The following is a 12,581-nucleotide window of genomic DNA, read 5'->3' as shown; positions in this document are numbered from 1 at the left end:
GAAAGTGCAAGATCGCGCGGAGGTCAGAGGCGTTCGAAGCCACGGATGAGCTCCCAGTCCGTCACGGCGGCGTCGAAGGCGGTCAGCTCGACGCGCGCGTTGTTGGCGTAGTGGGCGACCACCTCGGCGCCGAACGCCTCCTTCGCCAGAGGCGAGCCCTCCCAGAGCGTCAGGGCGTCGCGCAGCGTCGAGGGCACCCGCTCGGCGTCCCCGTCGTCGTACGCGTTGCCGGCGCACTCCTCGCCCAGCTCCAGCTCCCGCTCGATGCCGTGCACCGCGCCGGCCACCAGCGCGGCGATCGCCAGGTACGGGTTGACGTCCGCGCCGGGCACGCGGTTCTCCACCCGCATCCCCTGACCGTGCCCGACCAGCCGCAGCGCGCAGGTGCGGTTGTCGGTGCCCCAGCGCAGCGCGGTCGGGGCGAACGAGCCGGGCTGGTAGCGCTTGTAGGAGTTGACGTTCGGGGCGAACAGGATGCTGAACTCGCGCATGCTGGCGAGCAGCCCGGCCAGCACCCGCTGCCCGGTGGGCGACAGGTGGGCCGGCCCGTCGCCGAGCATGGCCGAGCGGCCGTCGGCGCCGCGCAGCGAGAAGTGGATGTGGCAGGAGTTGCCCTCCCGCGCGTTCGGCTTGGCCATGAAGGTGATCGACATGCCCTCCTGGGCGGCGATCTCCTTCGCCCCGTTCTTGTAGATGACGTGGTGGTCGGCGCAGGCCACCGCCTCGTCGTAGCGGAAGGCGATCTCGTGCTGGCCGAGGTTGCACTCACCCTTGGCGCTCTCCGGGGTCAGCCCGGCGCCGGCCATCTCGGTGCGGATCCGGCGCAGCAGCGGCTCCACCCGGGCGGTGCCGAGCAGTGAATAGTCCACGTTGTACTGGTTGGCCGGGGTCAGCTCGCGGTAGCCGCGCCGCCACGCCTCCTCGTACGAGTCACGGAACAGCACGAACTCCAGCTCGGTGCCGGCGTACGCGGTCAGCCCGTGTGCGGCAAGCCGGTCGAGCTGGCGGCGCAGGATCTGCCGGGGCGAGGCGACCACCGGGCCGGAGCCGTCCAGCCACTCCAGGTCGGCCAGCAGCATCGCGGTGCCCGGCTGCCAGGGCACCCGGCGCAGGGTGGCCAGGTCGGGCCGCATGGCGAAGTCGCCGTAGCCGCGTTCCCAGCTCGACATGGCGTACCCGTCGACGGTGTTCATGTCGACGTCGACGGCGAGCAGGTAGTTGCAGCCCTCACTCCCGTGCCGGACCACCTCGTCGAGGAAGTAGGGCGCGTGGAACCGCTTGCCCTGCAACCGGCCCTGCATGTCGGTCAGGGCGAGCACCACCGTGTCGATCTCGCCGCCCCGGATGGCGACCCGCAGTTCTTCGAGCGTGAGCGGAGCTTTCCTCATCGGCGAGCCTCCATCACCAAGGTCTACTGGCAGAACCGGATCACCGTCAATGCCCCCTGCGGACACCGTGGCAAACGCGATCGACCGACCACCCCGGGCCGTGCGTCAACACCGCGGTGGGCGAGGCGCTTTCCGCTCTCCCGGCTCCGACCGCCTCGACCGGGTCCAGCCGCCCGCGTCGGTCAGGTCTCCGTCACCAGTCGGTTCTCCCAGGCCCAGGCGGCGATCTCGGTACGGTTCCGCAGCTGCAGCTTGTCCTGGATGTTGGCCACGTGGGCCTTCACCGTGCTCAGCGAGATGAACAGCTCCTGCGCGATCTCCTGGTTGGTGCGTCCCCGGGCCAGGCGCTTGATCAGCTCGATCTCCCGGTCGGTCAGCGGTGTGGCAGGGCGGCGCGGCGATGGGACCGCGATCGGCCCGAACTGCTTCAGCAGCCGCATCGTGATCGACGGCGAGATCATCGCGTCACCGGCGTGCGCCGCCCGCACCGCCTCGGCCAGCAGGGCCGGCCCGGAATCCTTGAGGATGAACCCGACGGCTCCCGCCCGAAGCGCGCTGTACACGTACTCGTCCAGGTCGAAGGTCGTGATGATCACGACCCGCATCGGGTCGCGTACGGCGGCGCCGGCGAGCGCGCGGGTCACGTCGACGCCGTCCAGTCGTGGCATCTGGAGGTCCACCAGGCAGACGTCCGGGCGGAGGTCCCGGGCAAGGCTGATGGCCTCCGGGCCGTCGCCGGCCTCGCCGACCACCGTGATGTCGGGCTGGCTCTCCAGCAGCAGCCGGAGACCTCGGCGGACGATCGCCTGGTCCTCGGCGACGAGCACGCGGATGGTCATGACCCTCCCGGTGCGGGAATGGTGGCCTCGACCGTCCAGCCGGCCGGTGTGCCCGGACCGGCGCTCAGCTCACCACCGAGGGCGGCGGCTCGCTCGCGCATGCCGAGCAGGCCGTGGCCGGCGGGGCGGGTGGCGCGGCCGGGCTGTCCGTCGTCGGCGACGCGGAGCCGGATGGTCCGCCCGTCGTGGGCGAGCGTCACGGTGACGGTACGGGCGTCGCGCGCGTGCTGGGCCACATTGGTCAGCGCCTCCTGCACGAGCCGGTAGATGCCGACCGTGGTCTCCGACGGCCAGTCGGCCGGCACGGGGCCGTTCGGCAGGTGGAGGTTCGCGCGGATGCCGGTGCCGTCGAATCGCTCGATGAGCTCGGCCAGCGAATCCGGCACGGGCGCGATCTCCGGCTCGTCGTCCCGCAGCAGCCGCACGACCTGCCGCAGGGAGGCGAGCGCCTGCGCGCCGGCCGTCTCGATCCCGGTGAGGGTGGCCCGGGTCGTGGGCGGGTCGGCATCGGTGGCGAGCTGCGCGACCTGAGCCTGGATGATCAGGCCTGTCAGGTGATGGGCCGCGACGTCGTGCAGGTCACGGGCGAGGGCCAGCCGTTCGGTACGCCGTATCCCGTCGACCAGGGCCCGCCGCCGCGCGTCGCCGAGCCGCCGCCACAGGCCCACCGCGACCGCGACCGCCCAGCCGGACACCATGATTTTCGTGCCCGTTGTCGCGTTCGGGATGTCCTGGGTCAGGTAGGTCGCGTACCGCTCGATGGTGCCGGCGGCGACCACCCCGGAGCCGGCGGCGACCGCGACGGCGCCCGCCGGACCGGGCAGGTGACGCACCGCGGAGGCGACCACCACCAGGAGCGCGAGGCAGGCGATCGGGGCGGGTTGGCCCTGCCGGCCGTTCCGCCAGTCGACCAGCTCGGCGACCCCGCACAGGACGATCGCCACCGCCGCCGCCCGACCGGGGAACCGTCGTCGCAGCAGCGCCACCCCGCACACCGCTGCCGTGATCAGCACGAACACGGCACCCACCGGCCAGGCCGGGCGGCGACTCAGCACCGCCGCCGTCTCGAGGGCGACACCGGCGGCGAGCAGCACGCCGAACGCGGCCTCGACCAGCACGCCCGGCAGGCCGGGCCGGCGCAGGGCGATGCGCCTGCCAGCGAGAATCATGATGCCTCTCATGCCCGGTCCGCCGCGGCGCCTCGTCGTCCGGAACGCCGCAGCGGCGGCCGCTGCCACCACGTCACCCAACGCCACAGCCACTCGACCGGCCCCTGGTGGCACCGGCGCAGCCAGACTACCGACCAGCCCCACTGGACGACGAGGACCGCAGCGGCGACCGCGACCACCGCGCCGACCGACCAGCGGTCCGCGTCGCCGACCACACCGGAGATCGCCAGCACGAGGACCGTCGCGGTCAGGTAGTTCGTCAGCGCCATCCGTCCGAGCGGCCGGAGCACGGCGGTCAACGGCCCGGCCAGCCGAGTCCTGAGCAGCAGCAACAGCCCGCACACGTAGGCGCCGGCGGTCAGCAGCCCGGCCGCCGGATAGGCGATCCTCGCCGCCGCGCTGCCCGTGCCCGCGCGCAACTGGATCACCGTCGCGGGCACGGCGGCAAGAGCAAGGACCAACCCCGACACCGCCGTGGTACGGGGACCCGAGCCGATGCTTCTGACCACCCCGTACCTGGTCAGTGCCGAACCGAGCAGGAACAGGCCGGGGATCACCGTGTACCCGCCGCCGAGCAGGGCCACCGACAGCACGATGAGCACCCCGGCGGCGATCGCCACGACGCGACGCGGCAGCCACGTGGAGGGCAGCAGGACCAGCAGGCCGAGCACCGCGTACACGGTGAGGATGTCGCCCTTCCACAACAGCAGGAAGTGGAGAAGACCCACGGCCAGCAGCGCCAGCATCCGGCGGAGCAGCACCACTCGCGGTTGCCGGGCCCGCGCCTGCGCGGACTCCAGCAACAGCGAGAAGCCGACGCCGAACAGCAACGAGAAGATCGGAAAGAATCGCTGGTCGACCAGCAGATGCAGCACCGTCGCCGCGGTCGTCTCCGCCAGGTGCGCGGTACCGAGTTCGCCGCCGCGGTGGGCGATCGGCTTCACGTTCGCCAGCAGGATCCCGCACAGGGCGAAGCCCCGAAGCACATCGAGCGCCACGATGCGCTGCCGCGCCCGGGGCACGGCGGATCGCGGCCGATTGCCGTCGATCGTGCCGACGTCTCCCACACCGTTCCATGACATGCCCCGAGCCTGGCCGAGCGACGGTCCCGGCCCCTCGGCCACAAGTCCACACCGGCGCCCGAGGCGTCGTACTTTCGGCCATTCCCACCGGGGTCGGGACCCTGGCGAGTTGGGCCGGGGTGACCCGCAACTCTTCCCAGGTCAGGGGCGTTTTGCCCAGCAGGAGGCCGCACCCGAGGGTCGACCGGGAAACCGGATCACCGTCACTTCCGCGGCGCGGTCCGGGACGAGCCCCGAGGAGTCCAGATGCGTCGGATCGTCGCCGCGGTCGCCGCCCTACTCGCCGTCGGGATGGGCGTCACCGACGCCCGGGCGGACCGGCAGCCGCCGGCCGGGCGGGGACAACCACCCGCCACAGCCCGCTTCGACTTCGCGAACCCGCAGGTGGTCGCCACCGGGCTGGAGGTGCCCTGGGGGCTCGACTTCCTGCCCGACGGCAGCGCGCTGGTGGCCCAGCGCAACCGGGGCACCGTCGTACGGGTCCGGCCCGGCGCCGCGCCCCGTGAGGTCGCCCGGATCCCCGGCGTGGTCGCCGGTGGGGAGGCGGGCCTGCTCGGGCTGGCGGTCTCCCCCACGTTCCGGCGCGACCGGCTGGTCTACGTCTGCTACACGACCGCCTCGGACATCCGCATCGCGCGGTTCCGGCTGTACGCGCCACAGTCCCTCCAGGTGATCCTCAGCGGTGTCACCCGGGCGGCCGCCCACGACGGCGGCCGGATCGCGTTCGGCCCGGACGGCATGCTCTACGCCGGCATCGGTGACGCCGTCGTCCCCGCCAACGCGCAGAACCTGGCCAGCCGGAACGGCAAGATCCTGCGGATGCGGCCGGACGGCCGGGTGCCGGCGGACAACCCGTTCCCCGGCTCGCTGGTCTACAGCTACGGTCACCGCAACGTGCAGGGTCTCGCCTGGGACCGACGGGGGCGGCTGTTCGCCACCGAGTTCGGCCAGAGCACCTGGGACGAGGTGAACCGGATCGTGCCGGGCGGCAACTACGGCTGGCCGGTCGTGGAGGGCCGCAGCGGCGATCCCCGGTTCCGCGACCCGGTCGTCGTCTGGTCACCCGCGGAGGCGTCCCCGAGCTGGGCTGCCTTCGCCGCCGGCACGCTGTTCGTCGCGGCGCTGCGGGGAGCGCGGCTCTGGGCCGTACCCGTCGATCCCGCCGGTCGGGTCGGCACCCCCACCGCCGTGTTGCAGGGGGCCTACGGCCGCCTGCGTACCGTCGAACGGGCCCCGGACGGCGCCCTGTGGGTGACCACCAGCAACCGGGACGGCCGCGGCAGCCCGGCTGCGGACGACGACCGGATCCTCCGCTTCCCGGCCGGGCCGCGGCAGCCCCGGCCCCCGGCCCTCCCCGCCGGCGCCGGGTGATCCGGCGCCGGCGGGGAGGGATCAGGCCGGTTCGTCGGCCGGCGCGGGGCGCTGTTCCGGCACGTCGACGGTACGGCGGGGGCCGGTGAACCACTTCCGGGCCGAGGCGTACCACCAGATGGCCACGCCGAGCAGCACGCCGCCGATGGCGAGCGGGGCGTAGTTCACCGCCGTCCAGCTGAACTCGGCGTTGCCGGGCACGCCGGCCGGCACGATCGGTAGCACGAAGTAGACGGAGATGATCGCGATCTCGATCACCGCGATCCAGCCGAGCAGCTTGTACCTCCGGCCCAGCGTCCACGGGCCGGCGACGAACCGGTCCCCCATCCGCAGCCGCAGGAAGATCGGGATGAGGAAGGACAGGTACAGCCCGATCACCGCGACCGAGACCACCGCGTAGAAGGCGACCGGCACGCCGGCCTTCTGGTAGAGCGCGGGTAGCGTGAGCACCAGCCCGGCCAGGGTGGCCGCGATGATCGCGTTGACCGGGGTGCCGTTGCGGTCCACCCGCGACCAGAGCCGCCAGCCCGGGACCGCCCGGTCCCGGCTGAACGCGTACGCCATCCGGGACATCGAGGTCACGCAGCTCATCCCGCAGAAGAACTGGCCGATGGTGGAGATGATGATGACGGCCTTGAAGAAGAACGGCGTCAGCGCGGACTCGAAGATCGCCCCGGAGAAGCCACCCGCGGAATTGATCGCGTCCACGTCGGTGGCCGCGAAGAGGAAGGCGAGCAGCAGGATCCAGCCGCCCACCGCCGAATAGAAGATCGACCGCCAGAGGCCCTGGGCGGCGGCCTTCGAGGCGCCCCGGGTCTCCTCGGAGACGTGCGCGCAGGCGTCGAAGCCGGTGATCGTGTACTGGGTGAGCAGGAAGCCCAGCGGCAGCACGTAGAACCAGAAGGTGAGCCCACCGCTGTCACCGTCGCCGAAGCCGGAGTTGTTGAACCGCTCGGTGAAGACGAACTTGAAGCTCTGGTGGTCGTCCGGGACCAGGACCAGGATGAGCACCACCGCGGCCGCGCCGGCCACGTGCCACCAGACCGAGACGTTCTGGAGGATGTCGATGACGCGGTGCCCGTAGATGTTGATCAGCCCGTGCAGGGCGAGGATCACCACGAACAGCCCGAAGGTCTGGTGCGCGGTGCCGGCCCAGCCGTCGAAGAGCGCGGAGAGGGTGAGGTTGAGAAAGGTGGCGCAGCCGTAGTCGACCGAGGCGGTCACCGCCACCAGGCCGATCAGGTTGAGCCAGCCGGTGAACCAGCCGTGCACCGGCCGCCCCATGGTCGCGGCCCACCAGTAGATCCCGCCGGCGGTCGGGTAGGCGGACACCAGCTCGGCCATGCAGAAGCCGATGATCAGGATGAACAGCGAGATCAGCGGCCAGCCCCAGGAGATGGCGACCGGACCGCCGTTGTTCCACGCCTGACCGAAGGTGGTGAAGCAACCGGCCAGGATCGAGATGATCGAGAACGAGATGGCGAAGTTGGAGAAGCCGCTCCACTTGCGGTGCAGCTCCTGTTTGTAGCCGAGTTCTGCGAGTCGTCGGGCGTCGTCGTCCATCGGCTGCTCGGCGGTCGGCGCGGGCGTCGTGGCCACTGCACACCTCCTCGAGGTGGTTCCCCGGTTGCGAGTGGGCAAAGTGTGATCCCGTCGATCAAGACGGTCAATACGACAGGCGTGGGAATCTCACGGCCGGCACGGCTAATTGCGTTGCCGCGCGAGCCCGTTCCGGGCATCCTTGAGCCCGTGACCAGGCCCGATCGCGACGGGCCAACCGCCGGGCGCTCGGCAACGCCCGGACCGCGGCGGCGCGGGGCGTCCACCTCTCTCTCACTGAAGTACGGCGATTCGCCGTACCCCCGGACGCTCCCGCGCCGCCGCTCTCACGCCTCAGGCGAACAGCAGTCCGGCCACCCAGAGCACCGCGATGACCAGGCCGGCCAGGAACTCGACCAGCATGGACAGCCCGGCCGCCTTGAGCGCCTGCACGGTGGCCGGCCAGGCGAGCTGGTTGCTGCCCAGCCGCAGCCGTTCCGCGCCCCAGATCCCGCCGATGAAGCCGATCGGCAGGCCGATCACCGGGATGACGAAGAAGCCCACCAGGCCGAGCAGCCCACCGGCCAGCAGCGACGAGGTGGGCACGCCCGTCCGTTTCAGGTTCCGGCCCGGCCAGAGGTACTTGACCACGCCGCCGCCGACGGCGACCACGGTGGCCGCGGCCAGCACCGCCCAGCGGCCCGGCCCGGCGTCGCCGAAGAGGGCCCACACCAGCACCCCGCCCCAGCAGAGCGGCAGCGCCGGCAGCCCGGGCACCACCACCCCGGCCAGCCCGGCCAGGATGGCCAGCGCCGCCACCACCGACACCACCGCCTGCGAATCCGTGAGACTCACGCCGCCTCCCCACCGCCCAGCCGCTCGAAGATCTGCCGGGCCGGCATCGGGGAGCCGAACCAGCGGCCCTGCCCGGTGTCGCAGCGCAGCGACCGCAGCCGCTCGGCCTGCACCTCGGTCTCCACCGCCTCGGCGGTCACCCACAGCTCCAGCGCGTGCGCCAGCCGGACCAGCGCGTCGACGATCCGCTCGTCGCGGTGGTCGGAGGCGGCGTCCGTGCCGTCGGCCCGGATCCCCTCGACGAACGGGCCGGCCAGCTTCAGGCAGTGGATCGGCAGCCGCCGCAGGTACGCCAGGTTCGAGTAGCCGGTGCCGAAGTCGTCGATGGCCAGCCGGATCCCGAGGTCGGCGAGCTGGTGCAGGGCGCGCAGCGGCTCTCCGGCGCTGCCCATCACGGCGCTCTCGGTCAGCTCCAGTTGCAGCAGCTCGGCGGGGAGCCCGGTGTGCTGCAGCGCCTCGGCGACGGTCTCCACGATGGCCGGGTCGTCGGCCTGCCGGGCGGCCAGGTTGACGCTGACCACCAGCCGCACCTCCGGGTACGCCCGTCGCCAGCTCTCGGCGTCCCGGCACGCCTGCCGGAGCACCCAGGCGCCGAGCCGGACGATCAGGCCGGTCTCCTCGGCCAGCCCGATGAACCGGTCCGGGCCGATCAGGCCCAGCTCCGGATGCTGCCAGCGGACCAGGGCCTCCACCGCCACCATCGAGCCGTCCAGCAGCGAGACGATCGGCTGGTAGTGCAGCACGAACTCGCCCCGGTCCAGCGCGGCGGGCAGGTTCGCGGCCAGCGCCGAGCGGGCGATGTCGGCGGCGCTGCGCTCCGGGTCGTAGACCGCCCAGCGGCCCCGCCCCTCGGCCTTGGCCCAGTAGAGCGTGGTGTCGGCAGCCTTCATCAGCTCCGAGACGCTGGTCTCGGCGGCCGGGCACTCCACGATGCCGATGCTCGCCGAAACGGCGAGCTGCTGGTCGCCGACGTGCACCGGGGCGGAGACCGCGGCCAGGGCCAGCTCGGCCACCTCCACCGCGTCGTCGAGGCCGCCGTCGGAGTCGACCAGGATGACGAACTCGTCGCCGCCCATCCGGGCCACCAGGTGGCCGCGGCCGGACACGCAGTCGGCCAGCCGCCGGGAGATCACCTTGAGCAGCCGATCGCCGAGATCGTGGCCGAGGCTGTCGTTGATGGCCTTGAAGCCGTCCAGGTCGATGAAGCAGAGCCCCACCCGCTGCTCCGGCGCGGCCGTGTCGAAGACCTGACCCAACGTCTCGAAGAACAGCGTCCGGTTGGGCAGGCCGGTGAGCGGGTCGTGCAGCGCCTGGAAGCGCAGCCGCTGCTGGAGCTGGTAGCGCTCGGTGATGTCCTCGATCATCGCCACGGTGAACCGGGGGCGGCCGTCGTCGTGGCGGATCAGCGAGACGGCGAGGTCGGTCCAGACCACGGTGCCGTCCTTGCGGTAGTAGCGCTTCTCCATCCGGGCGCTGTCCCGCTTGCCCTCGATCAGCTCCTGGTACAGCTCCCACATGCCGGCGGCGTCGTCGGGGTGGAACAGCCCGTCCACGGTGAGCTCCCGCAGCTCGGCCGCGGTGTAGCCGAGCATGTCGGCGAACGACTGGTTGACCTCGATGATCCGCCCGTCCACCCCGGCGATGCCGATGCCGATCGCCGCCCCGGTGAAGACCGCCCGGAACCGCGCCTCGCTGTCCCGCAGCGCCTGCTCCACCGCGTCCCGGGCCTGCCAGGCCGAGCGGGCGATCCGCTCCTGCTGGCTGAACACCCGGTCGCGCAGCGCCCGGCCGAAGCCGGCGGCGAAGGCGCCCTGCATGGCGGCGATCCGTTCCCGCACCTCGGGCAGCTCCACCCGGCCGGGCAGCACCCAGGACAGGAAGCGGTCGCCGAGCGCCCGGACCGACCAGTCGAGCACCCCGGGCTCGGTGAGGTGCGCCTCGACCAGGGCCCGCCCGGCGTCCTCGGCCGGCTGGGCGGAGAACGCCGGGGCGAGCAGGGCCTGGCCGAGCCGGACGGTGTGCGCCAGCAGCAGCCGCTCGGTCTCGGCCGCGCTCAGCGGCACGAACCCGATGCGCCGCACCGCCCGGGCCCACTCGGCGGCGTACGCCGCGGCGCCCGGCCGGCTGAGGTCGCCCCCGTCGGGGTCCGGGGCGCGCATGTCGGGTCAGCCGGCGGTGCGGTCGTACCGGGCGACGCCACCGAACGCACCGAACCGCTCGGGGTGCTCGTCCACGTCGGACGGCGAGTCGGGTCGCCAGAGCGGCATGTGGACCACGCCTGGTTCGAGCACCATCCAGTCGCCGAAGTAACCGGTGATCTCGGCCCGCGAGCGCAGCGTGATCTCGGTGGCGGTACGCGCCGACAGCCGCTGCGCGTCGAGCATCTCCTGCGGCTGGTCCTCGAAGGTGGAGTGCGAGATGACCAGGAAGCTGCCGGGCGCCGCGGCGGCCCGCAGGGTGGCCAGGATGTCGCCCGGCCGGTCCTGGTCGGGGATGAAGTGCACCACCCCGGCGAGCAGGATGCCGACCGGGCGGTCGAAGTCGATCAGGCCGCTGGCCCGGGCCTGGTCCAGGATCAGCTTCGGCTCCCGCAGGTCGGCGAGGATCGCGGTGGCCCGGTCGTTGCCGGCGAGCAGTTCCCGGCTGTGCGCCACGGCGACCGGGTCGATGTCGACGTAGACGATCCGGGCCTCGGGGTTGGCCGCCTGGGCCACCTCGTGCACGTTGCCGACCGTGGGGATCCCCGAGCCGATGTCGAGGAACTGGTCGATGCCCGCGTCGAGCAGCACCCGCACGGCCCGGCGCAGGAACTCCCGCCCGGAGCGCATGGTGGCCGCCAGGTTCGGCGTCATGGCGGCGATCTGCTCGGCGAGCTGCCGGTCGATCTCGAAGTTGTGCGCGCCGCCGAGGAAGTAGTCGTAGACCCGGGCCGCGCTCGGCCGGTTCAGGTCGATCTCGGCGGGAAGTCCGTCCGGCGTCTGCATCGCTCGGTCCCCCAGGTCGTCGCCGCTGTCCGCGGGGAGCCCGACGCGGGCGACCCGCAGGAATTCGTGTGGTCCACACCACTCTAGGCGCGCACACCCGCGAACGGGACATCCACTTTCGACGGTGCCGGCCCGCCGGCCGTCAGCCGGCCGCCTCCAGCAGCAGCGAGATGCCCTGCCCGACACCGATGCACATGGTCGCCAGGGCCCGCCGCCCGCCCCGCCGGCGCAGCTCCAGCGCGGCGGTGAGGGCCAGCCGGGCTCCGCTGGCGCCGAGCGGGTGTCCCAGCGCGATCGCCCCGCCGTTCGGGTTGACGTGCTCGGCGTCCTCGGGCAGCCCCAGCTCGCGCAGCACCGCCACCGACTGGGCGGCGAACGCCTCGTTCAGCTCGATCACGTCGAGGTCGGCCAGGCCCAGGCCCTGCCGGTCGAGCAGCTTGCGGGTGGCCGGGACCGGCCCGATGCCCATGATCCGCGGCGGCACGCCGGCCGCCGCCGCCCCGGTCACCCGGGCGAGCGGGGTGAGGCCGTACCGGTCGACGGCCGCCGCGGAGGCGACCAGCAGGGCCACCGCGCCGTCGTTGACGCCGGAGGAGTTGCCGGCGGTCACCGTGCCGCCCTCGCGGAACGGCGTGGGCAGCGCGGCGAGCTTCTCCAGCGAGGTCTCCCGGGGGTGCTCGTCGGCCTCGACCAGCTTCGTCTCCCGCTTGCCGGCCGGCACGGTCACCGGCACGATCTCCTCGGCCAGCCGGCCGTCGGCCTGCGCCTTGGCGGCGCGCTGCTGGGAGCGGAACGCGAACTCGTCCTGCGCGGCGCGGTCGACGCCGAAGTCGGCGGCGACGTTCTCCGCCGTCTCCGGCATCGAGTCGATGCCCCACTGCTTCTTCATCAGCGGGTTCACCAGCCGCCAGCCGATGGTGGTGTCGTACACCTCGGCGGTGCGGGCGAACGCGGTGGTGGCCTTCGGCATCACGAAGGGTGCCCGGCTCATGCTCTCCACCCCGCCGGCGACCAGGAGGTCGGCCTCGCCGGCCACGACGGCGCGGGCCGCGGTGGCCAGGGCGTCCAGGCCGGAGCCGCAGAGCCGGTTGACCGTGCTGCCCGGGACCTCCTCCGGCAGCCCGCCGAGCAGCGCGGCCATCCGGGCCACGTTGCGGTTGTCCTCGCCGGCCTGGTTGGCGCAGCCCAGGATCACGTCGTCGGTGCGGGCCCAGTCCACCGAGGGGTGGCGGGCGACCAGCTCGCGGATCACGTGCGCGGCCAGGTCGTCGGGGCGCACCCCGGCGAGGGCGCCGGCGTACCGGCCGATCGGGGTGCGGACACCGGCCACGAGGTATGCGACGGTCATCGGCGC

10 protein-coding genes are annotated in these 12,581 nt (G+C 72.8%); 1 reads left to right on the top strand and 9 read right to left on the bottom strand.

What is annotated here, in order from left to right; genetic code table 11:
• Window positions 1-23 precede the first annotated feature (23 nt).
• The 4 genes from AB0F68_RS16275 to AB0F68_RS16260 form a co-directional block, all read right to left on the bottom strand.
• Complete coding sequence (locus AB0F68_RS16275) at window positions 24-1,388, bottom strand: glutamine synthetase family protein (protein WP_357338182.1); 1,365 nt, start codon at window positions 1,386-1,388, stop codon at window positions 24-26.
• 182 nt (window positions 1,389-1,570) lie between these two features.
• Complete coding sequence (locus AB0F68_RS16270; RefSeq protein ID WP_357338179.1) at window positions 1,571-2,227, bottom strand: response regulator transcription factor; 657 nt, start codon at window positions 2,225-2,227, stop codon at window positions 1,571-1,573.
• Complete coding sequence (locus AB0F68_RS16265; RefSeq protein ID WP_357338170.1) at window positions 2,224-3,408, bottom strand: histidine kinase; 1,185 nt, start codon at window positions 3,406-3,408, stop codon at window positions 2,224-2,226. Before AB0F68_RS16265 ends, AB0F68_RS16270 begins: the two co-directional genes overlap by 4 nt.
• A complete protein-coding gene (locus tag AB0F68_RS16260; RefSeq protein WP_357338168.1) occupies window positions 3,405-4,478 on the bottom strand; it encodes a DUF418 domain-containing protein in 1,074 nt (357 codons plus the stop codon). Before AB0F68_RS16260 ends, AB0F68_RS16265 begins: the two co-directional genes overlap by 4 nt.
• 246 nt (window positions 4,479-4,724) lie before the next feature.
• Between AB0F68_RS16260 and AB0F68_RS16255 the strand changes: the two genes are divergently transcribed.
• Window positions 4,725-5,849, top strand: coding sequence for a PQQ-dependent sugar dehydrogenase (locus tag AB0F68_RS16255; protein WP_357338164.1), 1,125 nt, complete (start codon window positions 4,725-4,727; stop codon window positions 5,847-5,849).
• A gap of 21 nt (window positions 5,850-5,870) precedes the next feature.
• On the opposite strand, the gene AB0F68_RS16250 is transcribed toward AB0F68_RS16255, so the two are convergent.
• The 5 genes from AB0F68_RS16250 to pcaF form a co-directional block, all read right to left on the bottom strand.
• Entirely contained in the window at window positions 5,871-7,448 is a 1,578-nt protein-coding gene (locus AB0F68_RS16250) for an amino acid permease (protein ID WP_357338161.1), read from the bottom strand.
• A 294-nt stretch (window positions 7,449-7,742) separates the two neighbouring features.
• Complete coding sequence (locus AB0F68_RS16245; protein ID WP_357338157.1) at window positions 7,743-8,243, bottom strand: DUF456 domain-containing protein; 501 nt, start codon at window positions 8,241-8,243, stop codon at window positions 7,743-7,745.
• Window positions 8,240-10,402 carry an EAL domain-containing protein gene (locus AB0F68_RS16240; protein ID WP_357338154.1) on the bottom strand — a complete coding sequence of 721 codons (2,163 nt, stop codon included), beginning with the start codon at window positions 10,400-10,402 and terminating at the stop codon, window positions 8,240-8,242. The genes AB0F68_RS16245 and AB0F68_RS16240 overlap by 4 nt, the downstream gene beginning before the upstream one ends.
• A 6-nt stretch (window positions 10,403-10,408) precedes the next feature.
• A complete protein-coding gene (locus AB0F68_RS16235; protein ID WP_357338152.1) occupies window positions 10,409-11,227 on the bottom strand; it encodes an SAM-dependent methyltransferase in 819 nt (272 codons plus the stop codon).
• A gap of 142 nt (window positions 11,228-11,369) precedes the next feature.
• Window positions 11,370-12,575, bottom strand: coding sequence for a 3-oxoadipyl-CoA thiolase (pcaF, locus tag AB0F68_RS16230; protein ID WP_357338149.1), 1,206 nt, complete (start codon window positions 12,573-12,575; stop codon window positions 11,370-11,372).
• Window positions 12,576-12,581 lie beyond the last annotated feature (6 nt).

The organism is Micromonospora sp. NPDC023966, assembly GCF_040639095.1.
Taxonomy (GTDB): domain Bacteria; phylum Actinomycetota; class Actinomycetes; order Mycobacteriales; family Micromonosporaceae; genus Micromonospora.
This window is presented reverse-complemented; position numbering and strand designations above follow the sequence as displayed.

What these genes read in the sequence shown, in the direction of transcription:
- AB0F68_RS16275 (WP_357338182.1), bottom strand. Translation starts at nt 1,388, where the DNA reads ATGAGGAAAGCTCCGCTCACGCTCGAAGAACTGCGGGTCGCCATCCGG.
- AB0F68_RS16270 (WP_357338179.1), bottom strand. Translation starts at nt 2,227, where the DNA reads ATGACCATCCGCGTGCTCGTCGCCGAGGACCAGGCGATCGTCCGCCGA.
- AB0F68_RS16265 (WP_357338170.1), bottom strand. Translation starts at nt 3,408, where the DNA reads ATGAGAGGCATCATGATTCTCGCTGGCAGGCGCATCGCCCTGCGCCGG.
- AB0F68_RS16260 (WP_357338168.1), bottom strand. Translation starts at nt 4,478, where the DNA reads ATGTCATGGAACGGTGTGGGAGACGTCGGCACGATCGACGGCAATCGG.
- AB0F68_RS16255 (WP_357338164.1), top strand. Translation starts at nt 4,725, where the DNA reads ATGCGTCGGATCGTCGCCGCGGTCGCCGCCCTACTCGCCGTCGGGATG.
- AB0F68_RS16240 (WP_357338154.1), bottom strand. Translation starts at nt 10,402, where the DNA reads ATGCGCGCCCCGGACCCCGACGGGGGCGACCTCAGCCGGCCGGGCGCC.
- AB0F68_RS16235 (WP_357338152.1), bottom strand. Translation starts at nt 11,227, where the DNA reads ATGCAGACGCCGGACGGACTTCCCGCCGAGATCGACCTGAACCGGCCG.
- pcaF (WP_357338149.1), bottom strand. Translation starts at nt 12,575, where the DNA reads ATGACCGTCGCATACCTCGTGGCCGGTGTCCGCACCCCGATCGGCCGG.